The organism is Janthinobacterium foliorum, assembly GCF_978021625.1.
The window spans coordinates 510,489-536,241 of the sequence record NZ_CDXDQE010000002.1 but is presented as its reverse complement, the minus strand read 5'-3'; the positions used below and the strand labels follow the sequence as shown (position 1 = coordinate 536,241).

The 25,753-nt window shown below is 65.0% G+C and carries 20 protein-coding genes; 13 read left to right on the top strand and 7 right to left on the bottom strand.

The window, feature by feature from the left end; genetic code table 11:
- The first annotated feature begins 290 nt into the window (after positions 1-290).
- The gene (locus ACZ92H_RS06770; protein ID WP_131372981.1) at positions 291-857 is read left to right on the top strand and encodes a YceI family protein; all 567 of its coding nucleotides are present in this window, start codon (positions 291-293) and stop codon (positions 855-857) included.
- A gap of 174 nt (positions 858-1,031) precedes the next feature.
- Here ACZ92H_RS06770 and ACZ92H_RS06765 read toward each other — a convergent pair whose 3' ends face one another.
- Together ACZ92H_RS06765 and ACZ92H_RS06760 are read right to left on the bottom strand one after the other, a co-directional pair.
- Positions 1,032-2,840: an NAD(P)-binding domain-containing protein gene (locus tag ACZ92H_RS06765; protein WP_465048775.1), complete on the bottom strand. Its 1,809-nt coding sequence runs from the start codon at positions 2,838-2,840 to the stop codon at positions 1,032-1,034.
- A 154-nt stretch (positions 2,841-2,994) separates the two neighbouring features.
- Positions 2,995-4,146 carry a sigma-54-dependent Fis family transcriptional regulator gene (locus tag ACZ92H_RS06760; RefSeq protein WP_465048774.1) on the bottom strand — a complete coding sequence of 384 codons (1,152 nt, stop codon included), beginning with the start codon at positions 4,144-4,146 and terminating at the stop codon, positions 2,995-2,997.
- 255 nt (positions 4,147-4,401) lie between these two features.
- On the opposite strand from ACZ92H_RS06760, the gene ACZ92H_RS06755 reads away from it, so the two are divergent.
- The 5 genes from ACZ92H_RS06755 to ACZ92H_RS06735 all read left to right on the top strand — a co-directional run bounded on the left by ACZ92H_RS06755 (position 4,402) and on the right by ACZ92H_RS06735 (position 11,562).
- Positions 4,402-5,898, top strand: a complete 1,497-nt coding sequence (locus tag ACZ92H_RS06755) for an alginate export family protein (RefSeq protein WP_465048773.1) — start codon at positions 4,402-4,404, stop codon at positions 5,896-5,898.
- 67 nt (positions 5,899-5,965) lie between these two features.
- Positions 5,966-7,297: a serine hydrolase domain-containing protein gene (locus tag ACZ92H_RS06750; protein ID WP_465048861.1), complete on the top strand. Its 1,332-nt coding sequence runs from the start codon at positions 5,966-5,968 to the stop codon at positions 7,295-7,297.
- 65 nt (positions 7,298-7,362) lie between these two features.
- Complete coding sequence (locus ACZ92H_RS06745) at positions 7,363-8,967, top strand: EAL domain-containing protein (protein WP_465048772.1); 1,605 nt, start codon at positions 7,363-7,365, stop codon at positions 8,965-8,967.
- Between the two features lie 82 nt (positions 8,968-9,049).
- Complete coding sequence (locus ACZ92H_RS06740; protein WP_465048771.1) at positions 9,050-10,591, top strand: CHASE2 domain-containing protein; 1,542 nt, start codon at positions 9,050-9,052, stop codon at positions 10,589-10,591.
- 182 nt (positions 10,592-10,773) lie between these two features.
- A complete protein-coding gene (locus ACZ92H_RS06735) occupies positions 10,774-11,562 on the top strand; it encodes a PEP-CTERM sorting domain-containing protein (protein ID WP_465048770.1) in 789 nt (262 codons plus the stop codon).
- A 1-nt stretch (position 11,563) separates the two neighbouring features.
- Here ACZ92H_RS06735 and ACZ92H_RS06730 read toward each other — a convergent pair whose 3' ends face one another.
- The 3 genes from ACZ92H_RS06730 to ACZ92H_RS06720 are packed head-to-tail and all read right to left on the bottom strand — an operon-like array spanning position 11,564 to position 16,826.
- A complete protein-coding gene (locus ACZ92H_RS06730) occupies positions 11,564-14,365 on the bottom strand; it encodes an Hsp70 family protein (protein ID WP_465048769.1) in 2,802 nt (933 codons plus the stop codon).
- A gap of 2 nt (positions 14,366-14,367) precedes the next feature.
- Positions 14,368-16,239: an Hsp70 family protein gene (locus ACZ92H_RS06725; RefSeq protein ID WP_465048768.1), complete on the bottom strand. Its 1,872-nt coding sequence runs from the start codon at positions 16,237-16,239 to the stop codon at positions 14,368-14,370.
- A 5-nt stretch (positions 16,240-16,244) separates the two neighbouring features.
- Positions 16,245-16,826, bottom strand: coding sequence for a DUF2760 domain-containing protein (locus ACZ92H_RS06720; protein ID WP_465048767.1), 582 nt, complete (start codon positions 16,824-16,826; stop codon positions 16,245-16,247).
- Between the two features lie 312 nt (positions 16,827-17,138).
- Between ACZ92H_RS06720 and ACZ92H_RS06715 the strand changes: the two genes are divergently transcribed.
- From ACZ92H_RS06715 to urtE, 6 genes are all read left to right on the top strand, one after another.
- Positions 17,139-17,945, top strand: coding sequence for a DUF4349 domain-containing protein (locus tag ACZ92H_RS06715; protein ID WP_465048766.1), 807 nt, complete (start codon positions 17,139-17,141; stop codon positions 17,943-17,945).
- A gap of 224 nt (positions 17,946-18,169) precedes the next feature.
- Positions 18,170-19,423, top strand: coding sequence for an urea ABC transporter substrate-binding protein (gene urtA, locus ACZ92H_RS06710; protein WP_131372990.1), 1,254 nt, complete (start codon positions 18,170-18,172; stop codon positions 19,421-19,423).
- A gap of 128 nt (positions 19,424-19,551) precedes the next feature.
- Positions 19,552-21,153 carry an urea ABC transporter permease subunit UrtB gene (urtB, locus tag ACZ92H_RS06705; RefSeq protein WP_465048765.1) on the top strand — a complete coding sequence of 534 codons (1,602 nt, stop codon included), beginning with the start codon at positions 19,552-19,554 and terminating at the stop codon, positions 21,151-21,153.
- The gene (urtC, locus tag ACZ92H_RS06700) at positions 21,150-22,265 is read left to right on the top strand and encodes an urea ABC transporter permease subunit UrtC (RefSeq protein ID WP_465048764.1); all 1,116 of its coding nucleotides are present in this window, start codon (positions 21,150-21,152) and stop codon (positions 22,263-22,265) included. Before urtB ends, urtC begins: the two co-directional genes overlap by 4 nt.
- Entirely contained in the window at positions 22,262-23,092 is an 831-nt protein-coding gene (gene urtD, locus ACZ92H_RS06695) for an urea ABC transporter ATP-binding protein UrtD (RefSeq protein WP_131372992.1), read from the top strand. Before urtC ends, urtD begins: the two co-directional genes overlap by 4 nt.
- An 18-nt stretch (positions 23,093-23,110) precedes the next feature.
- Positions 23,111-23,809, top strand: coding sequence for an urea ABC transporter ATP-binding subunit UrtE (gene urtE, locus ACZ92H_RS06690; RefSeq protein WP_131372993.1), 699 nt, complete (start codon positions 23,111-23,113; stop codon positions 23,807-23,809).
- 201 nt (positions 23,810-24,010) lie between these two features.
- Here the strand turns inward: urtE and ACZ92H_RS06685 are convergent, their stop codons facing one another.
- Together ACZ92H_RS06685 and ACZ92H_RS06680 are read right to left on the bottom strand one after the other, a co-directional pair.
- Positions 24,011-24,595 (bottom strand): chromate transporter, encoded by a 585-nt coding sequence (locus ACZ92H_RS06685; protein ID WP_465048763.1) that lies wholly within the window; start codon positions 24,593-24,595, stop codon positions 24,011-24,013.
- Entirely contained in the window at positions 24,592-25,179 is a 588-nt protein-coding gene (locus ACZ92H_RS06680) for a chromate transporter (protein ID WP_131372995.1), read from the bottom strand. The genes ACZ92H_RS06685 and ACZ92H_RS06680 overlap by 4 nt, the downstream gene beginning before the upstream one ends.
- Positions 25,180-25,403: 224 nt before the next feature.
- Between ACZ92H_RS06680 and ACZ92H_RS06675 the strand changes: the two genes are divergently transcribed.
- Positions 25,404-25,625 carry a hypothetical protein gene (locus ACZ92H_RS06675; protein ID WP_131372996.1) on the top strand — a complete coding sequence of 74 codons (222 nt, stop codon included), beginning with the start codon at positions 25,404-25,406 and terminating at the stop codon, positions 25,623-25,625.
- Positions 25,626-25,753: the final 128 nt, after the last annotated feature.

The following is a 25,753-nucleotide window of genomic DNA, read 5'->3' as shown; positions in this document are numbered from 1 at the left end:
ACCATCAAATAATAACAAGAATCATTCTCATCCGCGAGAGGGGATACCGCTGGATATCGCTGGATATTTTTGCCGATGCGGACAATAATCGGCAGCAGAAGGCGCTGTCGCGGACACAATCCCCGTTATTATCGATTTTTTCGATGCTAACTAGGTATATTTTCCGTTTTACATCGATCTTCATGCCATGCATAATTGTTGCAACTGAAGCCAGACAATCGTCCGCATGCATCGTTCGCCTGCAGCCGGTTGCGGTTTTGACATCCTCCACTCCCTATCAGGAACCCACAATGAAAAAACTGCTCGCTTTTATCGCCGCCGCCGGCATCTCGCTGTCCGCCGTCGCCGCGCCTGAAGTCTATGTCATCGATGGCAGCCACACCTTCCCCCGTTTCGAGTACACCCACATGGGTTTCTCGACGCAGCAAAGCCGTTTCAATAACACCACCGGCAAGATCACCCTGGACCGCGCCGCCAAGACGGGCGCCGTCGAAGTCCTGATCGACACCAAGTCCGTCGACACGGGTTCGACCCTGTTCAACTCGCACATCCAGGGCGAAGACTTCCTCGACACGGCCAAATACCCTGTCGCCACCTACAAATCGACCAAGTTCAATTTTGACGGCGACAAGCTGGCGTCCGTGGAAGGCAACCTGACCCTGAAAGGCGTGACCAAGCCAGTGACCCTGACCGTCACCTCGTTCACCTGCGCACCGCACCCGATGCTGAAAAAAGACGCTTGCGGCGCCAACGCCACGGCCAAGATCAAGCGCTCGGAATTCAACGCCGGCAAATATGCGCCAGCCGTCAGCGATGACGTGACCCTGACGTTCGCGATCGAAGCGATCAAGCAGTAATTGTTGGCTGCATGATGCAAAATGGCGGCGGACTTCGGTCCGTCGCCATTTTTTTTTCATTGGTAGGTCGGATTAGCGCGGCAAAGCCGCACGTAATCCGGCATGAGCCGCCAGCAATGTGTCGGATTACGCGCTTCCCGCGCTAATCCGACCTGCACGGGTTGCTGGTTACGATCACGCCAGGTGGTGCACCTCCTGCTGCCCGTACACGGGGGTAGGCAAGCCTTCCATGCGCGCCTTCAGCTGCAGCGACAGGTACTGCGAGTAGTGGCGCGACTGGTGCAGGTTACCGCCGTGGAACCACAAGGCTTGCTGCTGCGTGGGTTTCCACATGTTGCGCTGCTCGCCTTCCCACGGGCCCGGGTCCTTTGTCGTGCTTGATCCCAGCCCCCACACCTTGCCCACCTTGTTCGCCACTTCCGGCGAGATCAGGTCGGCCGCCCAGCCGTTCATGGAGCCATAGCCGGTGGCGTACACCACCAGGTCGGCCGGCAGTTCGGTGCCGTCGGACAGCACGATGGAATGGGCTTTCAGCTCCTGCACGCCGACGCCGCTTTTCAGCTTGATCTTGCCGTCGGCGACCAGCTCGGAAGCGCCCACGTCGATGTAGTAGCCGGAGCCGCGCCGCAGGTATTTCATGAACAGGCCCGAATCGTCGTCGCCAAAGTCCAGCATGAAGCCCCGTTCCTGCAGGCGCGCATAAAAGGCCGCGTCGCGCTCGCGGATGGCCTGGAAGACGGGCTTCTGGAAGTCGGCCAGGATCTTGTACGGGATCGAGGCGAACGTCAGGTCGGCCTTCGCCGTCGTCATGCCGGCCGCCAGCGCCCGTTCCGAATACAGGTCGCCCAGGGCCAGGTCCATCAAGGAATCGGACTTGACGATATGCGTCGACGAGCGCTGCACCATGGTCACGTCCACGCCCGCTTCCCACAGGGCGGCGCAGATGTCGTGCGCCGAATTGTTCGCGCCGATGACCACCACCTTCTTGCCGGCATAGGCGTCCGGTCCCGGATGCTGCGACGAGTGCTGCTGCTCGCCCTGGAACACATCCATGCCCTTGAACTTCGGCATGCTGGCCTTGCCCGACATGCCTGTCGCCAGCACCAGCTGCTGCGGCTTCAGGGTGACGGGCTGGCCCTCGCGCAGCACCTGCACCGTCCACTCGCCCGTGGCCTCGTCGAAGCTGGCCGATTCACAGGAGGTCGAACCCCAGTAGTTCAGTTCCATCACCTTGGTGTACATTTCCAGCCAGTCGCCGACCTTGTCCTTCGGCGTGAAGACGGGCCAGTTGTCCGGGAAGGGGATGTAGGGCATGTGGTCGTACCAGACGGGGTCGTGCAGGCACAGCGACTTGTAGCGCTTGCGCCAGCTGTCGCCGGGGCGCGCGTTCTTCTCGATGATGATGGTGGGGACGTTCAATTGCCGCAGGCGCGCGCCCAGCGCGATGCCGCCCTGGCCCCCGCCGATGATGACGCAGTAGGGCTGGCGCGCGTAGCCCAGCTCCTTTGCATCGTGCTCGCGGTGCTCCAGCCAGCTGCGGCGGTCCGTGCGCGCGCCATGTTCGGCGCCCATGGGCCGGCGCACGCCCCTGGCTTCCTCGAAACCCTTCAATTCTCCCATGGTGGTGAGCAGGGTCCAGATCCGGCCGTCGCGGATGCGGATGAAGCCCGCGCCGCGTCCGGCACGGGTCTCCACGTTGATCCAGCATTGCAGCACGCCGCCGGCTTCGCTGGCATGTTCGCCGTCGGCGATGCGGATGGCGACCGGCTGCACGGCGCCCAGCTGCGCGGCCAGCATGGCGGCGATCTGCTCGCGCCCCTCCAGGGTTTTCAGGTTCCAGGTAAACAGCACCAGGTCGCGCCAGTAGCCGTCGCTTTCAAACAGGTGCGCGGCGCCCGTGCCGTCGTTGGCGCGCAAGGCGCCTTCGAGCTGCTCCAGGACGCCGGCCACGGCCAGGTCGTGCGGGTTGGTATCGGTATGCATCGTGTCTCCTCCAAGTCTGATGACTTTATGATGGGATGCGGCTGTGCTGCCGCTGACGATGTTGTAACACCGGCGTTTTGGCGCCGCATCCTGCAGCGCAGCATGGCGGCGATTGAGACGGAAGTCTCAGTGCGCCGATTGCTTCAGCGCGCGCTCATTGCCGGTGCGGCGGCACGATTTTCAGGTGCTTGATGCGCCGGTACAGGGTGGCGCGCGACAGGCCCAGCATGGCCGCCGCCTGCAGCGGGCGCCACTTGGCCGCGTTCATGGCCTGGACGATGCGCGTGCGTTCGGCCAGTTCCAGCGACGTGTATTCCGGCACAGCGGCCACCTCCGGCGGCGCCGGGGCCGCGCTGCCGCTACGCGCAGGCATGCTGGCCTGGCGCAGCGGCGCGCGCAGGCGCGCATGCAGCCAGCTGCCGCCGCCGGCCAGGCGCAGCGACAGCAGATTGCGTCCGGCGCGCGCATCGAACAGCCGCTCCGTGCGCACTTCCAGCACCTCGCCGACGGCACGGGGCAGGGCGCCCAGGCCCGCGATGACGTCGCGCGCGCAGCGGTTGGCGGCGACGATGCTGCCATGTTCATCGATGGCGATCAGCATCTCCGGCTGCACTTCGACGAAATGGCGGTTGCGGTGCGCCAGCAGGATGCTGCAATGGCCGTAGGACTTGAGGAAAAAACCATCCTCGATGAGGGTGGCGCTTTGCCGCACCAGCTGGTTCACCAGGCGCTGGCTGTCGCGCGCGTCGGGCGAACTCAATGCCGACGCGTCGAGCACGCCGATCAACTCGCCGTGCGGCGAAAAGATGGGCGCCGCGCTGCAGGTGAGGCCCGTGAAGGCGGCGCGGAAGTGGTCGGTCTTGTGCACGGTGATGGCTTCGTGGTCGAGCAGCACGGAAGCGATGCCGCACGTGCCTTCCTCGTCTTCCGACCAGCACGAACCCGGGTACAGGCCCGCCTTCTTGAAATCCTTGCGCTGGTCCGTGTCGACCGCGTAATCGATCGTCACGCCATGCGCGTTGGCCAGGATGACGCAGTAGCCCGCCTCGCGCACCATGGCGTGCAGGCGTGGCAGGCACTGGCCCGTGGAGCGCAGGAAGTTTTCCTCCGACTGCTGCACGGCGCGCAGTTCGGCGCCCGTCAGGATGCGCGGTCCCGTCGTCGAGGCGGGATCGAGCCGGTAATCGTCCAGCGCGCGCCGGTAGGACGAGGCCAGCCGGGCCGCATCGATGCCCGGATTGACGACCCTGCCGGCGATCAGGTCGCGCACGCGGTCGAGATGGCTGGTCTGGCGAACGTATGGCATGGCGCGCTCCCGTGGCTCTGGTGTTTTTTTGCGGATTCCCGTTTGTAGCACGAAGTGCTGTTCCGTGCATGGCGCGCCGCAGCATGGGCCGGCCATGAGACGTTCGTCTCAGCCCGGAAGCTTGGCAAGCGCGGCGGATGTCGCCCCGCGAGGGCAAGCGCGGCGGCTCCGCACAATAGGATGCTTTACAACAATAAAAAAAAGTATCTCTGATAACATTCGCTCACATCTGAAGGCCGATCGCAAGGGATACCTATGGCAACGCAAGCGATGTTCCTCGTGCGCCGCTCGGCCGTGCTGGCCCTGCTGGGGTGGAGCGCCGCCTGCGGCGCCGCCGGCCAGCTGGACCCGGATGGCCAGGGCGCGGTGGAAAAGGAAGTGGCCCGGCGCGCCGCTGCCGAACCGGCCGTCGGCGCGGACTGGCAAGCGCTGCGCTCCATGGAGGCGGGCGTGCAGATCGCCGGCGAACGCAATCTGTTCTGGAAGTTGTCGAGTACTCCCGTGCGCGATCCAGACTTTGATTTCCATCCCTATTGGTACGAGTTCTACGTCAAGCCGGGGCTCGGTTTCAAGCGCAATCTCGCCGATGGAAAGCAGCTGTATGCGCGCGTGTCCGCCGTGGCCTCGGGCACGGTGCGTCACGATCCGTTCGGCGCGGGCGATACGGGCCGCATCTCGATCGAGGAATTCGTCGCCGGCATCCGCATGCCGCTGGGTGGCGCCGGCACGCGCCTGGACCTGTCGGCCGGCGCGCAGAATTTCACGCTGGGCACGGGCATGCTGATCGCCAATGGCGGCGCGAACGGTTTTGACCGCGGCGCGCTGAAACTGGGGCCACGCAAGGCCTTCCAGAATTCCGTGGTGGCCAAGGTCAGCCACGATGCCTTCAGCGCCCAGGCGTTCTACCTGGACCCGAATGAAAACCCCGACAATGATAGCGGCACGCGCCTGGTGGGCGTCGATGCCAGCTACACGCTGGCCGATGACCGCAAGGCAGGCATTGCCTATGGCAAGGTGCCCCGTTCGCGCGCCGCCTATCCGCAGGCGGCGCCGGGCGGCATCGGCGCGCCGCTGGCGATCGCCGATGGCCGCAAGGATTTGCAGTTCGTGTATGGCTATGCGCGCGTTCCGCTTTTGCCCGCGATGCTGCCCAAAGGCTGGTTCGGCTTTGATGCCGCGCGCGAATGGAATACGCGCGAGCCGATGCGGGCCTGGGGCTGGCGCACGGAAGGGGGCTTTACGCTGCCCGACGTGGCGTGGACGCCGAAGTTCACCCTGGGCTACCAGAGCTTTTCGGGCGACGATCCGCGCACGGCGCGCAATGAACGTTTCGACCCGCTGTTCTACGAGGGCACGCCGGGCGCCTGGGCGTCGGGCAGCAAGGCCACCTGGGTCTTCGTCAACGCCAACGTGAATGCACTGCAGGCCACGATCGAACTGCACCCTTCGCCAAAAGATACCGTGATCGCCTACTTGGCGCAGGTGCGCGCCAACCAGATGGGCAGCCCGCTGCAGTTCGGCCAGGCCACGCGCCTCGACGTGCCTGGCGATACGCCGGTGGTGATCTCGGGCGTGCTGCGCCCGATGCTGGCGAACGATCTCCTGGTCAAGTACGTGCGCGTCGTCAATCCGAATACTTATCTGACCCTGAGTGCGAGCGCCTCGTTCGCGCAGTCCGGCGTCAACCAGTTGGTAGGGGGGCAAGCCAGGACCTGGACGGGCTGGCTGGCGAATGTGGTCTGGATTTATTGAAGATATTTGTATTGAATTGCTAATTACAGGAGAGCACCGCATGAACGTACTGCCCAAGATCAAACGCATGGCCCTGGCGGCCGGCTGCATGGCCCTCGCAGCGGGCGGCATGCCTGCCGGCGCGCACGCCGCCGAAGCGGCTGCCGCACCGAATGCCGCGCCGCTGTCGGCGGCGGCAAGCGACCCGGCCGCATTGAAATGGATGGTGGGTTCGCCGCCGCCGGCCGACAAGATCATCCGCTTCGACGATGGCAGCTATTTCAATTTCCCGCAGCTGCGCTGGAGCGTGTCGCACTTCCGCCAGCTGATGCCGACGGTGAACGTGTCGCGCGGCCTGGGAGCGCCGCTGCCCCTGCAGCGCGCGCTGCGCAAGGATATCGACAGCCTGCGCTTCACGCCGCTGGGCAGCAAGGACAGCATGACCTGGGAGCAGTCGCTGGGCGCCAACTACACGGACGGCATCGTGGTGCTGCACCGGGGACGCATCGTGTATGAGCGTTACTTTGGCGTGTTGAAGGACAGCGGCCAGCATGGCGCCATGTCGGTGACCAAATCCGTGATGGGTACCCTGGGCGCGGCGCTGGTGGCCGAAGGCCGGCTCGATCCGAACAAGCTGGTGGCCGACTATATTCCCGAGCTGGCCAAGTCGGCGTTTGGCGATGCCACCGTGCGCCAGGTGCTCGACATGACCACCGGCCTGAAATTCAGCGAGGACTATGCCGATCCGAACGCCGAGATATGGCAGCACGCTGCGGCCGGCAATCCGCTGCCCAAACCCAAGGATTACGCGGGGCCGCGCAGCTATTTCGAGTATTTGCAGACGGTGCAGCACCAGGGCAAGCATGGCGAGGGATTCGGCTACCGCACCGTCAATGCCGACGTGCTGGGCTGGCTCATCGCCCGGGTCACGGGACAGAACGTCAACGACTACCTGTCCGAGCATGTCTGGAAAAAGCTGGGCGCCGAACAGGACGCCTACATGTCGGATGATTCGACGGGCACGCCGTTTGCCGGCGGCGGCTTGAGCGCCGGCCTGCGCGACCTGGCGCGCTTTGGCGAGATGCTGCGCAACGATGGCCGCTACAACGGCCAGCAAATCATCCCGAAGGCGGCGGTGGCGGACATCCGCGGCGGCGGCGACAAGCAGCTGTTTGCCAAGGGCGGCTACGATTTGCTGAAGGGCTGGAGCTACCGCGACATGTGGTGGGTCACGCATAACGACCATGGCGCCTACATGGCGCGCGGCGTGTACGGCCAGCGCATCTACGTCGATCCGAAGGCGGAAATGGTGATCGTGCGCTTTGCCTCCACGCCGACGGCGGCCAACTCGGCCAACGACCCGACCACCACGCCCGCGTTTGAAGCGCTGGGCAAGCTGCTGCTGGCCAAGCCGAAGTAAGCGCCGCAGCAACGCCGAATGGCCCGCGCGTGCGGGCCATTTGCACATGGAACAGGAGAGATGCATTGAATCGTCGTCAAAAAGTCGTCGCCGTGGCAGTCGCTTGCGCCAGCGCCGTGGTGCTGCTGTCCTTCTGGGGCAGCCTGCATTTTTCCGGCATGCGGGCACGGGAAGTGGAACAGATACGCCTGCAGCGCGTGGCCGACAATGCCATGACGCGCGCCAGCAAGTCGTTTGACGAGATCGGCACGGCCCTGGCGTCCGTGGCCAACCTGACGATGCGCCCCTGTTCCGACGAGCATATCGCGCTGATGCGCCAGTCCACCCTGGCGGCCCGCAGCGTCCAGGAGATCGATTACTTCGAGGACGGCAAGCTGAAATGCTCGTCCTGGGGCATGGCCGAGAAGGGGAATGCCATCGCCCTCGACAAGCCCGACTTCACCACGCAAGACGGCGTGGATGTGCATACGCGCACGCCGCCGGCAGCTGGCAAGGGCATGGGCAAGCCGATGCTCGGCCTGTTCAAGGACCGGCACCGCGTGCTGGTCGATCCAGCCCAGCTGGCCGATATCATCGCCGATCCCGACGTGCAGGTCGCCGTCGCCACGTCGGGCGGCGCGCTGCTGGGCAGCCAAAATGCGCCGGACGCGGCACTGGTGGGCAAGCTGGTGCGCGACAAGGGCAATGACCCCGCCATCGCCAGCGCGGACCGGATGCAGGCAGCCGTGGCGCGCAAGGGGGAACTGGCCACCGTCGGCCTGGCGCCCGAGAGCAGCATGCACAGGCAGCTGCGCAACGAACAGCTGTACATTTTGCCCTTCGGCTTCCTGCTGGCCGCCGTGGCCATCAGCCTGCTGGTGTGGCTGACGCGCAGCCGCCTGTCGCTGCTGGGAGAAATGGCGCAGGCGCTGAAAGACCGCGAATTCATCGTGCATTACCAGCCGCTGGTGCGCTTGAAGGATGGCGCCTGCGTGGGCGCCGAAGCGCTGATACGCTGGCCGCGGCCCGATGGCACGATGATGCGTCCCGATTATTTCATTCCGCAGGCCGAGGAGAGCGGCTTGATCGAAGCGATCACCGACCAGCTGGTGGAGATCGTCGTGCGCGAAATGCGCGCGCTGCTGCTGGCTCAGCCCCAGCTGCACATCGCCATCAACGTCTGCGCTGCCGATATCCAGACGGGACGCCTGCTCGACGTGCTGGCCAGGGCGCTCGATGGCAGCGGCATCGCGGCGGGGCAGATCTGGCTGGAAGCGACGGAACGGGGCTTCATCGACGTGGCGGCGGCGCGCAATGCGCTGGCGCGGGCGCGGGCCATGGGCTTTTCCGTCGCCATCGACGATTTCGGCACGGGTTATTCCAGCCTGGCGTATCTGCAGAACCTGCCCGTCGATGCGCTGAAGATCGACAAATCCTTCGTCGACACCATCGGCGGCGACACGGTGACGAGCAGCGTGACCTCGCACATCATCGCCATGGCGCAAACCCTGCAGCTGGCCATCATCGCCGAAGGCGTCGAGACCCAGCTGCAGGCCGACTACCTGCGCGCGCGCGACGTCGAATATGGCCAGGGCTGGCTGTTTTCCAGGGCCTTGCCGCCAGCGCAGTTCATCGCGTATTGCCGCCAGCATCCCGTGACGCCAGCCGATGCCAGCCGTGCGGCGGCCTGAGCATAATTGCAATACCATATTCCTTTTGTTATTGATTGTTGCTTTACGAATAATCATGTGGTGACGTCAAGGGGAATCCATATTGAATACCAGCCAGGCTGAATCCGCGCCCCCGCCGTTGTGGCGGCGCCTGCTGTGGCCGGTCGTCCAGGTCGGATCGGCATTCAAGCTGACGGGCACGCATCTGCTGCACCACGTGATCGGCGCCAGCCTGATCGCTTCGCTGATGCTGGCGCTGGAAGGGTTCCACGTGCTCGAATGGCTCGATGCGGCCATGCTGCGCGCCAGCGCGGAACAGGGCCAGCTGCTGAACCGGGGCAAGGACCCGGGCGCCGCCTACCGGCCCGGCATCATCGAGATCGACCAGCCCGCGTTCGAGCGGGTGTTTGACGAGCGCGAACCGCTGGAGCGGGCGCGCCTGCAGCAGCTGCTGGCCGACGTGGCGCGGCGCGATGCGCAAGTGCTGGCCATCGACCTGGACCTGGCGCCGGCCGTCTACGAACAGCATGCGCCGGATGCACGGCCGCTGGACCAGCTGCTCGACCGGCTGGCCGCCGCTGGCCAACAGCTGGTACTGATCCTGCCCGAACAGTCGGACCAGAACGCGAACCTGCCGTGGCTGCGCGCGCGCTGCGCGGCCGGCGTGCATTTCGCCAGCCCGCGCATCCGCGAGCGCATGGGCGCCGTCACGCGCATCGAGCTGAAAAGCCCCGTGCTGGCCGCCGTGGCGTTCGAGCTGGCGCACGGCGCCCGGCAGCAGGAAGACGCGCAGCCCTTGCCGGCCGCGCTGTCCGAGCAAAAGGAAGGCTACCGCCTGGCCGACAGGGTCTGCCAGCTGGCGCGGCGCGCGCGCAGCGAAAAGGAGTTGGCGCGCTGGGCCTTCGAACCCGTGATCCACGGCGACGCCAAGGATGCGGCGGAGCAGAACGCCGTCACGGCGCCATTCCATCCGGCCGCCGTGGCGCCCGCGTTTCTCGATCCCACGCGCACGGGCGTGCGGCTGGTCGATGGCAAGGCGGGCGTGGCGGCCGATGCGCCGCGCAAGAAAGTGCTGTTCGTGGGCGCCACCTACGACGTGCGCGACCGCTACACGACGGCCGAAGGCGAGCAGGCGGGCCTGCACCTGCATGCGGCAGCCTATACTTCGCTGGGGATCGGCACGGCCGACGTGAACAAATACGTGGTCTTCGTGGCCGATATCGTCATCGGCGTGCTGCTGGGCTGCCTGTTCGGCGGCCTGTGGACCTTGTACGGCCGCGCCGAACTGGCCATCGACAAGCGCATGGAAGACCACGACTTCGGGCGCCTGCACCGCATGGGCACCCTGGCCGAGTTCTATGGCATCCGGCTGATGCTGGTGCTGGTATGGGCGTCGCCATTCGTCATCGGCGCCGTGGCGATCTACCTGTCGCGCGGCTTGCTGGAGCAGGGCTGGTGGGTCAATCCCGGCCCCCTGATCGCCGGCATGTTCCTGCACGCGATGTCGCTGCGCGACGAAGCCCATCATCCGCACGAGGAAGTGCCGGGCCTGAACGTCTGGGCCCAGCTGCGCCGCACGCATCCCGGCATCGTGCTGGTGCAGGCGCCGCTGGCGGTGGTGCTGTTCGCGGTGGCGCTGCTGTAAATTCCCCGGAAAGGGGCGCGGACCGGGCAGGTCTGGCTGGAAGGCAAAATTATCTGAAAGTAAATTAAAAACACTGTTGTTTTTATTTATTTACTAATTTAAAATAATTTTTTGATAATTTGATGTGAGACATCACCTGCGCCGCAGGTACTCGCACTCCCCCTTCCCGTGAAAGCCGACGAATGAATCTGATACGAAAACAGTTGTGTTTTTTGACCGTGATGCTGGCCGCTGCGTCCATGCACACTGCGCAGGCCCAGCTGACGATGCCACCTTTGCAAACCAGCAATTTTTTGATGACGGAGTATCCTGAGTACTATGGCAATACCCAAGCACAGAAGGTAGCCGTCCTATCCGATGCCGGGGGCATCACGAAACTTGGCATGACGAGCCTGGGAACCAGCCTCAGCATGGATACCGCAGGACAGAGCACGTCGAATGGCGACCTGTACACAGGCGTGTTCGATATCAGCGTGCGTGACGGGTATCGCGTGACGGGCTTTTCCTTTGCTGCCACGCTGGTGGGCGTGCTGCAGGTGAGCGAGGCGCCGCCTGGCACCACCAGCTCGGTTCAGCCTGGCAACGCCATGAACAGCGGATCGATGGAAGTCAGCGCCTTGACCGAGCCGAATGGGCTGCGCATCGCGGGAGAGTCATTCAGTCAGCAAAGCCTGGATGGCACGCAAAATATATTGTTGCAAGGAATGGGCCTGTCGTTGACGGATCCATTCACGCTGTTTATCAGCGGCATGAGCTACGTTAGCGCACAGTTGGGTGAGTACCGTGTGAACGGCCATGACGTGAGCCTTCCTGCTTACGCGAGTTACCGCATCGTCAATCCGACCCTGACCATTTTCACCTCCCCCGTCCCGGAGCCCGGCACCTACGCGATGCTGCTGGCCGGCTTGGGCTTGTGCGGCGTCGCCGGCTTGCGCCGCCGCCATGGGGCGCGCAGCGGCGCCCCGGCCTGATTCAGCGAATCAGCTTCAAGCCCGGCGGCAGCGCTTCGCCCAGCATGCGCCGGGTGACTGCTTCGTCGAGCTGCGTCACTTCGCTGACCATGGACAGCCACAGGGGCGGGGCGCCCACGGCCTTCAGGCGCGCGAGGATGGTGGCGCGCAGGTCGTCGGCGACGTCGCGCGAGCGGTCGCCCGTCATGCGCGCCAGGTGGGTGGCGGCAAAGGCGGCCGGTTCGATTTTTTTCCAGTCCAGCGCCAGCAGCACGTGCAGCCATTCGGCCACGGTGGCGCTGTCGACCGCTTCGTGCGCGCTGCCGTGGAAGGGCTGGCGCGCGCCGACCCGGGCCAGCGCCCACAGCGTGTTCGTGTCCGCCGGCTCCCCCTTCCTGCCGGCCTTGTCCAGGCGCTGCAGCAGCCAGGCGCCCACTTCCGCCTTGTAGGCGCCGGGAATGCGCTCCAGCGAGGCGCCCAGGCGCAGCATGTCGTCGTCGCTGCCGTTGACCAGGGTGACGGGGCGACTGCCGCGCTGCGCCGCATCGGCTTGCAGGTTGAAGGCGAAGTCGTCGAGCAGGCGCAATTGCTGCTCCGTGCTCAAGCCGCCGGCCACTCTGCGCCACAGGGTCCACCATTCGGCGCACACCTGGCTGTCCTTGTGGAATTGCACGCCTGGCTCGAACATGGCCCACAGCTGCTCGATGCGCCACGGGTCGAGCGCGTCGCCATAGCCGGGACGCAGGCAGTAGCCGGCCAGGTTCAGCCAGACCCGCTCATGCTCGGCGGAGCGGCGCCGCCCGCGGGCGCGCAGCAGGAGGGCGTCGAAGAGCTGGCGCAGCAGCGGCGTGTCCCAGCTTTCACGCCCGCCCAGCCCCCGTTCCAGGTGCTGGCGCAGCTGGCGCACTTCCTTGGCTTCCACCTTTTGCGCCTTGCCGCCGAAGATGCGCTCGATCTTCTCCACCGCTTCCTTCACGCGTGGCGAGACGGCGGGAGCGTCGCCGTCGCTGCCGTTGGCGCCTTGCTCTTCCTCGCTGCCGCGCAACTGGAATTCCAGCAGCCAGCGCTGGCTCGCATCCTGTGCCGCCACGCAGTGCACTTCCAGGGTGCCCACTTCCGTCATGACGGTGGCCAGCTGCACGGTGATTTCGCGCTTGTCGCCGGCGTCCTGTTTGTCGTGCAGCACGCTGGCCAGGGGCGGCAGGCGCTGGTAGTCGCCCGCGTCCAGGTCGACGATGTCGCCCAGCTTGGGCGGCGTGCCCGTTTCCGCGATGGAGGAGGCCAGGTGAAAGCGCACGGGGCGGCCCAGGCGCAGCGCGAACAGGCGCTGCGCCAGGCGGATTTCTTCGCCACTGGCGCTGCCGCGCGGCAGGATGCACACGGCGCGTTGCTCCTTGCCCGCCTCGCCCAGCACGAGGAAATAGCTGCGCGGCGAACCGCCGCCGATGCGCGGCGCCTGGCCGCGCCGGGCCAGCGCGTAGGCGACGGCGCCGCGCGCGACGGCCACGTCGGGATTGTCGTTGTGCAGGATGGTCAGCGGCGCGCCGCGCCAGCGGGCCAGGGTGCCGGCCAGGCGGCGCGCCAGCGCGTCGGCGCGGAACACGCCGCCATTGAGCAGCAAGGTATCGGGCAGTGCGCCCGCATGCTGCAAAAAGCTGGCCAGGTGGCGCGTGATGGCCGCATCCTGGGCGTAGGGCAGGCCGAATGCGACGATGCCGGCGCGGCCTTTTTTCGCCGTGTCGCCCAGTTCCCCCTTCGGGAAGAAGCCGTCGACCACCAAGGCCGCCACTTCCTCGCGCGTGACATCGGCGGAACGGCTGCCGCCGATCAGGCGCGAGCCCGCGCCCAGCAGGGTGACGGTGGTTCTTTCCGGCGCGTCGGCGGACAGCAGCAATTCCTTGGCGGCGCGGCAGCGTTCCATCAGCTGCGACAGGCGCGCGGCCGACAGCTTCAGGCCGCCCTCGGTGCCGGCGGCCATGCGCGATTCCACCAGGTGCGCCAGCGCCAGGTCCATATTGTCGCCGCCGAGGATCAAGTGATTGCCCACGCTGCTGCGTTCCAGCCGGGCCTCGCCATCCGCGTCGAAGGCGACGTCGATCAGGCTGAAATCGGTGGTGCCGCCGCCCACGTCGCACACCAGGATGCGCCGCGTCTGTGCCAGGTCGTCGCGCAGGGTGGCGCGATGGCGCTGCAGGTAATCATAAAAGGCCGCCTGCGGCTCTTCCACCAGCCGCAGCGCCGGCAAGCCGGCCATGCGCGCCGCTTGCAGGGTGAGTGCGCGCGCACCCTCGTCGAACGAGGCGGGAATGGTCAGCACCAGTTCCTGCTCTTCCAGGGGGGCGTCGGGGAAGCGCTGGTTCCACGCCGCGCGCACGTGGGCCAGATAGCTGGCGCTGGCCGCCACCGGGGATACCTTGGCGACATCGGCGTCCGCGCCCCATGGCAGGATGGGCGCCTGGCGGTCGACGCTGGCATGCGAGAGCCAGCTCTTCGCGCTGGCCACGAGGCGTCCCGGCACCTGCGCGCCCAGCTGGCGCGCCAGGGCGCCCAGCACGGGCAGCGCCACGCCGGCCACATCATCCTGCTGCCATGGCAGTTGTACATCGCCCGCCGCCAGCTCACCGGGGGCGGGGTGGTAGCGCAATGACGGCAGCAGGGGGCGTGCGCCCACTTCGCCGGGAGCGACCAACTGCTCGATGGCGAACAGTTCGATGGCCGCCTGCGCATCGCCGGCATCGGCCGCATTGGCATAGGCGACCACCGTGTTGGTGGTGCCCAGGTCGATGCCGACCAGGAAGGCCGGCTTGCCCGCCGTGCCCGCCATGCTTATTGCTGCGGCGTGCCGCGCACGTCGAATTCCACTTTCCAGCGCTCGGCGCCATCCGCGGACACGGCCAGCAGCTCCAGGGTGCCCGCTTCCGTGACTCTGGCGTGCAGCTTGACCTGCACCACGTCGCCGGCCGACCGGCCTTCGGCGGACAGCGTCGCCTGGATTTCGCTCAGTTCCTGCAATTCATCGGGACCCCAGAAATCGAGCAAGTCGCCGATCTGGTCATTGCGTCGGGTGGACGAGGCGAAGAAGCGGAAGTGCACGGGTTCGCCCACCACCAGGCCGAATTGCTGGCCCGGCAGTTCCAGTTCGCTGCCTTCTTCCATGCCGAACGGCGCCACGCACAGGGCCTGGATCGGCGGTTCCATGCCGGGGATGGCCGGCATGGCCGATTCGATGGCCACGTAGAAGGAACTGGCCGTGCCGCCGCGGATGCGCACGCCATGGCCGCGCCGCACGTAGCTGTAGTAGGCCGCGCCGCGCGCGACGGCCAGGTCCAGGTCGGCCCCGGCCAGCATGCGCGCCGGTTCCGCGCCTTCCATGTACAGCCAGTCGTTGACGGTGGCCATGATGCGCTGCACCAGCAGGTCGGACTTGAAGACGCCGCCGTTGAACAGCACGGCCGTCGGATGCAGGAAGCTGGCCTCGGCCGACTGGCGGCCGGCAAAGCCTTCCAGTTCGCTGGTGGCCTCCACTTGGCGGCCCAGGAAGGCGGCCAGGTGGCGCGTGATGGCTGCGTCCTGCGCATACGGCAAGCCCAGTTGCGTCAGGCCGGCGCGCGTGCGCACGGCAGGGCGGCTCGAGGCTTCCACCTGCGGGAAGAAACCGTCGAGGATGAAGGTGGACACTTCCGCGCGCGTCAGTTCCGTGCGGATGGAACCGCCGATCAGCTTTGAGCCGCGGCTCGGCACGACGATGGGCGCCACTTCCAGGCCGCTGTCGGCCAGCAGGCTTTCCTTGGCGCTGCGGCAGCCGTAGGTGAGCGCGCGCATCTGCCAGGCATCCAGCTGGGTGCCGTTGGCGGCCAGCTTGCGGGCCACCAGGTGGGCCAGCGCCAGGTCCATATTGTCGCCGCCCAGCAGGATGTGTTCGCCGACGGCCACGCGGTGCGGTTCCAGCACGCCATCGCGTTCCAGCACGGCGATCAGCGAAAAGTCGCTGGTGCCGCCGCCCACGTCGACGACCAGGATGATGTCGCCCGGCTTGACTTCCTTGCGCCAGCGGCCTTCGCTGGTCTGGATCCAGCTGTACAAGGCCGCCTGCGGCTCTTCCAGCAGGGTCAGCGAGGTGTAGCCGGCCGCCTGCGCCGCTTCCATCGTCAGCTCGCGCGCGGCCGGGTCGAAGGAGGCGGGAATGGTGACGGTGATTTCCTGCTGCGCGAACGGCGCTTGCGGGTGGGCGTGGTCCCAGGCCTGGCGCAAATGCGTCAGGTAGCGCGTGGCCGCCGTGATGGGCGAGATGCGCGCCACTTCGGCCGGCGCGTCGTTCGGCAGGATGGCCGCGCGGCGGTCCACGCCAGGGTGGCACAGCCAGCTTTTCGCGCTGGACACTAAACGGATGGGCGTGGTGGCGCCGCGGCTGCGGGCCATTTCGCCGACGACGAAGGGCGCTTCGGCTTCCTCGGTGACCCAGGGCAGGGCCAGGTCGCCCGCCGCCACTTCGTCGGCGTGGGGCAGGTAGACGAAGGACGGCAGCAGCGAAAGTTCTTCGACGGTGCCCGGCGCCGACAGCTGCGGCACTTGCAGCACGCCGTGGCTGGATTTTTCTCCGTCGCTTTCATCCAGGTTCACATACGACAGGGCGCTGTGGGTGGTGCCCAGGTCGATGCCGATGGCGTAGCGCGGGCTGTCCGGGGTGTGGTTGCTCACGTCGTTCACAGTTCCACCTCGGCTGGCGCCAGGATGGCCGCATCGTGCTGTTCGCTCAGTTTCGGCAGGCGCACGCTGGAGGCGCGCCAGCCGCGGTGGCTGAGGGTGCCCGTGAACGGCGCCGAGCCGACCACGTTGCCCGTCAGGCGCACTTGCGCAGAGTCAAACCCTTCCTGCAGCACGATGCGGCTGCCTTCCGCTTCCTGGCGCACGGGGTCGATGGTGAAATATTCGCGCATGACCTTGGCGCAGCCTTCGTGCACCACGCGGGCCGCCGCGCCGATGTCGGCGTCGGCATGGCTGCCCAGGTTTTCCTGGGTAAAGTCGATCAATCGCGCTTCGCGTTGCAGCAGGGCCAGCAATTGCAGGGCCGCATCGGGCGTGGCTTCCTTCAAGATGACGGGCGCGGCGGCCGGCGCCGGCACGGGTGCGGGCGCAGGGGCCGCCGGTGCGACGGGCGCGGCTTCCGGCAAGGCCAGCTTTTCCACGCGGGCCGCATAGGCGGCATCCGACAGGGTGCTGAAGAAGGCGCCGAAGGCCAGCGGGACTCGGCGCCAGAACGATGGGTGGGACGATGATGTGCTCATAGGAACTCGTTTCTCTGATCTGTAGGGAGGCGTCGGCGGCGCGGGCCGCTTCGCAGGGTATTGCATGGGCCGGGCCAGTATGGCCGGCTGGCGTTTGCCCGCATGATACCAGCTACGGCGCCGGCGCCAAAGCCGCAGCGGCCGCTCACTGCGGGGAACGGGCCGCATTTTTATTGCGCTGGCGCAGAAGAACAGCGAATAGGCCTGTCTTTCGACTAAAATCGCCCCTTGTTTTTTCCTCATGATTTTCATGTGGCAATAAACTTGGTGCAAGCAAGGGCACGCTTCACGCTTAATTAACAAGAGGAATCCATGAACAAGCGTTTATCCCAAGGCATGCGGCGGCTGGCAGTGGCCGGCATGATCGTCCTGGCCGGTTGCGGGAGCAAGGGCGAGAGCGGCGGCCAGTCCAGCGCCGCGCGCCTCGACGGCAAGGAAAAGGGCAGTGAATTTTTGGCCTATGAGCACAGCGTCAGCGTCGATACGCATGAGGCGCAAGTGCGGCCCCTGTACGAAAAAGTCGTGGCCGCCTGCAAGGCCGATACGGAGAACGGCTGCCTGCTGCTCGATTCCAGCCTCGACAGCGGCCGCTACGTGCACGCGCGCATCAGCATGCGCGCCAAGCCGGCCGGCATCAAGAAGCTCGTCGCGCTGGTCGCTGCCGGAGGCGACGTCACCAGCCAGGGCACGAAGGTGGAAGACCTGGGCCGCCCCGTGCTCGACAGCAAGAAGCGCCTGGAGATGCTGAAACAGTACCAGGCGCAATTGCAGGACCTGGAAAAGCGCTCGGGCACGAATGTCGATGCCCTGATCAAGGTGACCAAGGAACTGGCCACCGTGCAGGTGGAACTGGAGCAGGCCACGGCGGCCAACGCTTTGTTGATGCAGCGCATCGATACGGATTTGCTGAACGTGGCCATCAGCGCGGAAGGCAGGCAATCGTTCTGGACGCCCGTCAAGCGGGCGTTGGGCAATTTCACGGACAACCTGTCGGAAGGCGTGGCCAACGCCATCACGGCCATGGCCTACATCCTGCCGTGGCTCCTTGCTTTCGTACTGCTGTTCCCGCTGGGGCGCAAGGGCTGGCGCCGCCTGCGGGGCGCGCCGCGCAAGGAGTGACGCGCCCGGCGCACCGTTTTACGGCAAGTTGAAACCTGGCTGCACAGTCCTTGTGCAGCCAGGTTTTTTTTCGTGCAGCCGGGGCGTGCAGCCGGCTCTCGCTTGCACCACGGCATGGCAAGCGCACCATGGGGTTGCTCTGCTGGTGCTGGCATGCATTCTGCTTTAACAACATCGTATGCCCATCCATTGATACTCATGCAGTTCTTCACTCAGGAGTCCACATGTCACGACGCATCATCTTGAAAGCGGCAGCCGCAGGCGCGCTGGCCTTGGCCACGTCCACCACCATGCAGGCGGCCTGGGCCGCCGACACGATCAAGGTGGGCATCCTGCACTCCTTGTCCGGCACCATGGCCATTTCCGAAACCTCGCTGAAAGACGTGGCACTGATGACGATCGCCGAGATCAATGCCAAGGGCGGCGTGCTGGGCAGGAAGCTGGAACCCGTCGTCGTCGACCCGGCGTCGAACTGGCCCCTGTTCGCGGAAAAGGCGCGCCAGCTGGTGGCGCAGGACAAGGTGGCCGTCGTGTTCGGCTGCTGGACGTCCGTGTCGCGCAAGTCGGTCTTGCCGGTGTTCAAGGAACTCAACAGCCTGCTGTTCTACCCCGTGCAATACGAGGGCGAGGAACTGGAAAAGAACGTGTTTTATACGGGCGCGGCGCCGAACCAGCAGGCGATCCCGGCCGTGGAATACCTGATGAGCAAGGATGGCGGCGGCGCCAAACGCTTCGTGCTGCTGGGCACGGATTACGTGTATCCGCGCACCACCAACAAGATATTGCGCGCCTTCTTGACAAGCAAGGGTGTGAAAGATAGCGATATCAGCGAGGTCTACACGCCGTTCGGCCACGCCGACTATCAAACCATCGTTGCCAATATCAAGAAATTTTCCACGGGCGGCAAGACGGCCGTCATTTCCACCATCAATGGCGATTCGAACGTGCCCTTCTACAAGGAACTGGGCAATGCGGGCTTGAAGGCCACGGACGTGCCCGTCGTCGCGTTTTCCGTGGGCGAGGAAGAACTGCGCGGCATCGACACCAAGCCCCTGCTGGGGCACCTGGCGGCGTGGAACTACTTTGAATCCGTCAAGAATCCCGTCAACGCGGCGTTCATCAAGCAGTGGAAGGCGTATGCCGTGGCGCAAAAGCTGCCGAACGCGGGTTCGGTGGTGACGAATGACCCGATGGAAGCCACCTATGTGGGCATCCACATGTGGGCGCAGGCCGTGGAAAAAGCCAAGTCGACGGATACGGACAAGGTGATCGCCGCGATGGCGGGCCAGAGCGTGAAGGCGCCGTCCGGCTTTACCCTGACCATGGACCCGACCAACCACCACTTGCACAAGCCCGTGATGATCGGCGAGATCAAGGCGGACGGGCAATTCAATGTCGTGTGGAAAACCAAGGAACCGATCCGCGCCCAGCCTTGGAGCCCTTACATCAAGGGCAACGAGGGCAAGCAGAAGCTGTAGACGCATGCGCGCCGCATCATCACTGTAGCCCCAGGCAAAATGCCGGGGGCAGACCCGCCGCGTATGCCCCCCCGGTCGCAGCCATTGGGCAAGCATACATCCTTGTGCATTCATTCTTTGGAACGCAAATGCAGCTCTTTCCCAAACTGCTGGTTTTCGCCTGCCTGTTGTTAGCGTCGATGGCGCAGGCGGCCATCCCCACCGACGTGCTCAAGCCCCTGGCCGGCGACGACCCCGATGCCCGCGTGGCCGCCGTGGCGCAGATCGCCGCCCTGGCCACGCCCGAAGCCGCCACGGTGCTGCAAGCCTTGCAGGACGATAATTTATATGCCACGCCCGACGGCAAGGTGTATATCGTCGATGGCGAGCGGGCGCATGACCCGGCCAGCGGCAAGGACGTGCTGCTGCCGGACGGCATCGATGGCGTGATGGTCAATAACCGCTTGCGCTCGGCCGTGGCCGGTGCCTTGTCGGGGCTGAAACTGCTGGCGCCACAACGGGCCGAACGGCTGGCCGCCGCGCAGGCGCTGCAGCAAGCCGTCGAGCCGGCGCAACTGCCGCTGATCCGCGCCGCGCTGGCGCAGGAGACGGATGCGGAGATCCGGCAGGTCCTGCATGTGCTGATCGCCAGCGCCAACCTGCATGCGCCCGATGCGGCCACGCGCAGGCAGGCCGTGCAGGACCTGGCCGGCAGCAGCGATGCACGGTTATTGCCCGTGCTGCAAGCCATGCTGGAAAGGGGGCCGGATGGCCGCGCCAGCGAACCGGACGAAGCCGTGCAGCTGGCCGCCATCGAGACCATGCACCAGATCAAGGGACGAGTGGCGCGCATGGAATTGGCCGGCAATGTGTTCTACGGCATTTCGCTGGGCAGCGTGCTGCTGCTGGCCGCGCTGGGTCTGGCCATCACGTTTGGCTTGATGGGCATCATCAACATGGCGCATGGCGAGCTGCTGATGATCGGCGCCTATACGACGTATCTGTGCCAGCTGTTCTTCCGCAGCTACTTGCCCGGCATGCAGGATGCCTACCTGCTGGCCGCCTTGCCGGCCGCCTTCTTTGTCGCCGGACTGGTGGGCGTGGTGCTGGAGCGCACGGTGATCCGCTGGCTGTACGGGCGGCCGCTGGAAACCCTGCTGGCCACGTGGGGCATCAGCCTGATCCTCATGCAGGCCGTGCGCACCATCTTCGGCGCACAGAATGTGGAAGTGGCCAATCCGGCCTGGATGTCGGGCGGCGTGACCGTGCTGGGCGGTCTGGTGCTGCCGTACAACCGCCTGGCCATCATCGTTTTTGCCATTGTCGTTGTCGTGGCCGTCTGGCTGATCCTCAACAAGACTCGCCTGGGCCTGTTCGTGCGGGCCGTCACGCAAAATCGCCGCATGGCCGATTGCGTCGGCGTCGCAACGGGCAAGGTCGACATGCTGACTTTCGGCCTCGGTTCCGGCATCGCCGGACTGGGTGGCGTGGCCCTGTCGCAGCTGGGCAATGTGGGGCCGGACCTGGGACAAAGCTACATCGTCGATTCCTTCATGGTGGTGGTGCTGGGTGGCGTGGGCCAGCTGGCCGGCACCGTGATCGCCGCGCTGGGCCTGGGCGAAGTCAACAAATTCCTCGAACCGGTGGCGGGCGCCGTGCTGGCGAAAATCGCCATTCTGGTATTCATCATCATTTTCATCCAGCGCCGGCCGCAGGGCCTGTTTGCCATGAAGGGACGCAGCGTCGAATGATTACCTCCTATCAAATCAAGTCCGGCCTGTTCACGCGGCCCGTGTGGATGGCGATTGCCGCCTGTACGGTGCTGGCGGCGCTGTTGCCGATGTTTAATTTGATGTTTGCCGAAGGGCATGCGCTGCATGTGTCCGCCTATACGGTGGCGCTGGTGGGCAAGTTCATGTGCTACGCGCTGGCCGCGCTGGCGCTGGACCTCGTGTGGGGCTACACGGGCATATTGTCCCTGGGCCATGGCGTGTTCTTTGCGCTGGGCGCGTATGCGCACGGCATGTATCTGATGCGCGCCATCGGCGACCAGGGCCAGTATCACAGCAGCTTGCCCGACTTCATGGTCTTTCTCGACTGGAAGACGTATCCCTGGTACTGGGCCTTCACGGAACATTTCTGGTACTGCATGGCCCTCGTCGTGCTGGTGCCGGGCATTCTCGCCTTCGTGTTTGGCTATTTCGCCTTCCGCTCGCGCATCAAGGGCGTGTATTTTTCCATCATCACGCAGGCGATGACGTATGCCTTCATGCTGCTGTTCTTCCGCAATGACACCGGCTTTGGCGGCAACAATGGTTTCACGGACTTCAAGACCATCCTCGGCCATAGCGTGACGGCGCCCGCCACCAAGGCCGTGCTGTTTCTGCTGACGTTGGCCATCCTGCTGGCGGCCTTGATCGGCGCGCGCGCCATCGTCACCTCCAAGCTGGGCCGCGTATTGCAGGGCGTGCGCGACAGCGAGGCGCGGCTGATGTTCCTCGGCTACAACCCGCTGTGGTTCAAGCTGTTCGTCTGGACTTTATCCGCCGTGCTGTGCGGCATCGCCGGCGCCCTGTATGTGCCGCAGGTGGGCATCATCAATCCTTCCGAGATGTCGCCGGCCAATTCCATCGAGATGGTGGTGTGGGTGGCCGTGGGCGGGCGCGGCACCCTGCTTGGCCCCATCCTGGGCGCCTTCACGGTGAACGGCTTGAAGAGCTGGTTCACGGCCGCCTTGCCGGAACTGTGGCTGTTCGTGCTGGGCCTGCTGTTCATCGTCGTCACGCTGTTCATGCAGCAAGGCATGCTGGGTGTCTTGAGCAAGCTCAAACGCAAGCCTATCGTGGCAGAGGAGGCCGCATGAGCATCCGCATGTTGCCCGGCATGGCCAGCGCCGAGGCTGGTCCCGCGTACGCGCGCGTCAAAGGCGAGGGCGTCGACACGACGCATGGCGCCATCCTGTACCTGGAAGACATCAGTGTGTCGTTTGATGGCTTCAAGGCCATCAACAAGCTGAGCCTCGATATTTCCGTGGGCGAGTTGCGCTGCATCATCGGCCCGAATGGCGCGGGCAAGACGACGATGATGGACGTGATCACCGGCAAGACGCGGCCCACGTCCGGCACGGCCTGGTTCGGCCAGACCATGAACCTCGCCACGATGACGGAAGCGCAGATCGCCCACGCGGGCATCGGCCGCAAGTTCCAGCGTCCCACCGTGTTCGAGCAGCACACGGTGTTCGACAACCTGGAACTGGCCATGAAGATGGACAAGCGCGTGGCGCCCACCCTGTTCGCCCGCCTCACGTCGGAGCAGGCGGGCCGGATCGAGGCCACCTTGCGCCTGATCCGTCTCCATGGCCACGAGGCGCGGCTGGCCGGCTTGCTGTCGCACGGGCAAAAGCAGTGGCTGGAAATCGGCATGCTGCTGATGCAGGAGCCGCAGCTGATCCTGCTGGACGAACCCGTGGCCGGCATGTCGGACGCGGAAACGGCGCGCACGGCGGAACTGCTCGACGAATTGCGCGGCAAGCATTCCATCATGGTGGTCGAGCACGACATGGGCTTTGTGACGGAAATCGCCCGGCAGGGCATCGTCACCGTGCTGCATGAAGGCGCCGTGCTGGCGCAGGGACGCATGGACGAGGTGCAGGCGGACGAGCGCGTCATCGAAGTCTATCTGGGAAGGTAATAGGGGAGATCACAGACCATGCTCGAAGTGCAAGAATTAAACCAATACTATGGCTCCTCGCATACCTTGCGTGGTGTTAATCTCGCGGCGCGCAGGGGGGAATGCCTGGCCTTGCTGGGAAGGAATGGTGTGGGCAAGACAAGCTTGCTGAAATGCCTGATGGGCGTGCTGCCCGTGGCGCAGGGCACGGTGCTCTTCAATGGGCGCGATATCACGCAGCTGGCGCCGCATGCGCGCGCCAGGCTGGGCATGGCCTACGTGCCGCAGGGGCGCGACATCTTTGCGCGCCTGACGGTCGAGGAAAACCTGCTGATGGGCATGGCCGTGAAGCGGGGCAGGCTGGCGTCGCGCATCGATCCCCATGTGTATGAACTGTTTCCCGTACTCAAGGAAATGCTGCAGCGGCGGGGCGGGGATTTGTCTGGCGGGCAACAGCAGCAGCTGGCCATCGCCCGTGCCCTGCTGGCCGAACCGGAATTAATCATCTTCGACGAGCCGACGGAAGGCATCCAGCCCTCCGTCATCAAGGATATCGGCCGGGTTATTTCCCTCTTGAAGCAGCGCGGCGACATGGCTATCGTGCTGTGCGAACAGTATTTCGATTTCGCCCGCGAGCTGGCCGACGACTTCATCGTGCTGTCGCGCGGCAGTGTCGTGGCCAGCGGCAAGGCGGGGCAGATGGATGGCGAGGACGTGAAGCGCCATTTGGCCCTGTAGGCTTAATAACTGGCTTAATAACTGGCTTAATAACTGGCTTAATAACAGGCTCAACAACGCCTGACAAAACCGTAGCGAGCGGAAGGAAGGCTCGGCGCCCCCGTTGGCTCGGGACGCGCAACTGGGCGAAGGGACGGGGACGCCTGGTCAGTGAGCTTCGCAGGCCGCAATTGCGATGCGCAGCAGGTTTTGACGGGCGTACTAAACCAGCTGCAGCCAGCCCAGCACGGCGCCCGCCGCCAGCAGCCACAATAAATGGATCTTCGTGCGCCAGATGAGAAGGCCGGCCACGATGGACAGACTCCACACGGGCCAGTCCGTGGCCAAGGCATGGTTGGCGCCGCCCAGGATCATGCCCGTGGAAATCAGCAGGGCGACGACGATGGGCGCCATGCCTTGCTTGAAGGCGCGCACGGCGCGCAGGTCGCGGTTGCGGTAGCCCCACTGGGCCGCCATGTAGGTGAGCGTGGTGCTGGGCAGCATGATGCCCACCATCGTCACCAGCACGCCCAGATACGCGGCCGCATAGCTGCCCGCATTCATGCCCACGTTCCAGCCCATCAGGGCGACGAACAGCACGTTGGGTCCCGGCGCGGCCTGGGCGATGGCGATCGATTCATTGAATTGCGCCTGCGTCAGCCAGCCATGCTGTTCCACCAGGAAACGGTGCATTTCGGCCGTGGTGGAGATGGCGCCGCCGATCGACATCAGCGACAGCATCAGGTAGTGGCCGAACAGGTTCAGCCAGTCCGCCGTGCTCAGGACCAGTTGCAGGGGCGGATTCATGACGACAGCTTGCGGTAGGTCAGGATGCAGCCGATGCCGCCCAGGCCCAGCAGGATATACAGCAGGGGCCAGCGCAGCACGGCCACCATCAGCACGCCCAGCACGACAAGCGGCAGGGTCAGCCACAGGGGCAGCGGATGCTTGTTCAGGGCGGCCGCCAGTTTCACGCCCGTGGCGGCGATCATGCCGGCCGAGACGGCGGCCATGCCGCGCAGGGCGCCTGCCAGCTGCGGGTTGTCGCCAAAGCGCGTGTACAGCACGCCCAGCACGAGGACGATGACGAGGGGGGCGGCCAGCATGCCGGCCAGTGCCGTCAGCGCGCCCTGCAAGCCGAAATAGCGTCCCCCCACCATCAGCGACAGGTTGACCACGTTGGGGCCGGGCATGATTTGCGCCACGGCCCAGTCTTCCAGGAATTCCTCCTGCGTCATCCAGCGCTTGCGTTCCACCATCTCGCGCTGGATCACGGCCAGCACGCCGCCAAAGCCTTGCAAGGCCAGCCAGGTGAACGAGAAAAACAGATCGGCAAGCGAAGCGGGCTGGGGACGGGGAAGGTCGGGCTGGGCAGGGGAAGCGGGAGGCATGGCTGATTATCGCCGTGGCCGATTACGCTTGTCCACCGCTTTCGGCGACTGTTGTGCTTGCAAGAAAAAACGGCGTCTCATGTTCGGCTGTCATTGACATCGAGAATTTATCGGCAATACTTTACCGGCGACACAGCCGCTGTCCCATATATGCATGCCTCCGCCAGCGCAAGGGATGCTACCCCTTGCGCCACCTTTCTTCCCTCATCGCAGGAGTTGCCGCCATGCTTCATTCCACAGAAACCTTGCATATGCCCGTCAAGCCCATGGTGCGCCATGCGCGGGTCGACCAGAAGATGTGCGAAATCGTCAATCTGGGCATCGCCGTGCAGGCAGCGTTCAGCACTCTGTGCGCCCTGGAATACCTGAAGTCATACAATATCGACGCCGCATTGATCGAACGGGTGCTGCTGCATCCCGAGCAGCGCCGCCAGGTGCTGCACTGATTGCTTGCCATGCCAACTGTGTTGCCCAACGTCATGAACGGACGTTATCGAATTGATCATTATGGCTCAGTTATGCACAAATGATGGGCTAGCGAAATTGGCGAAATAATTTTCCCGTGATTATGTGT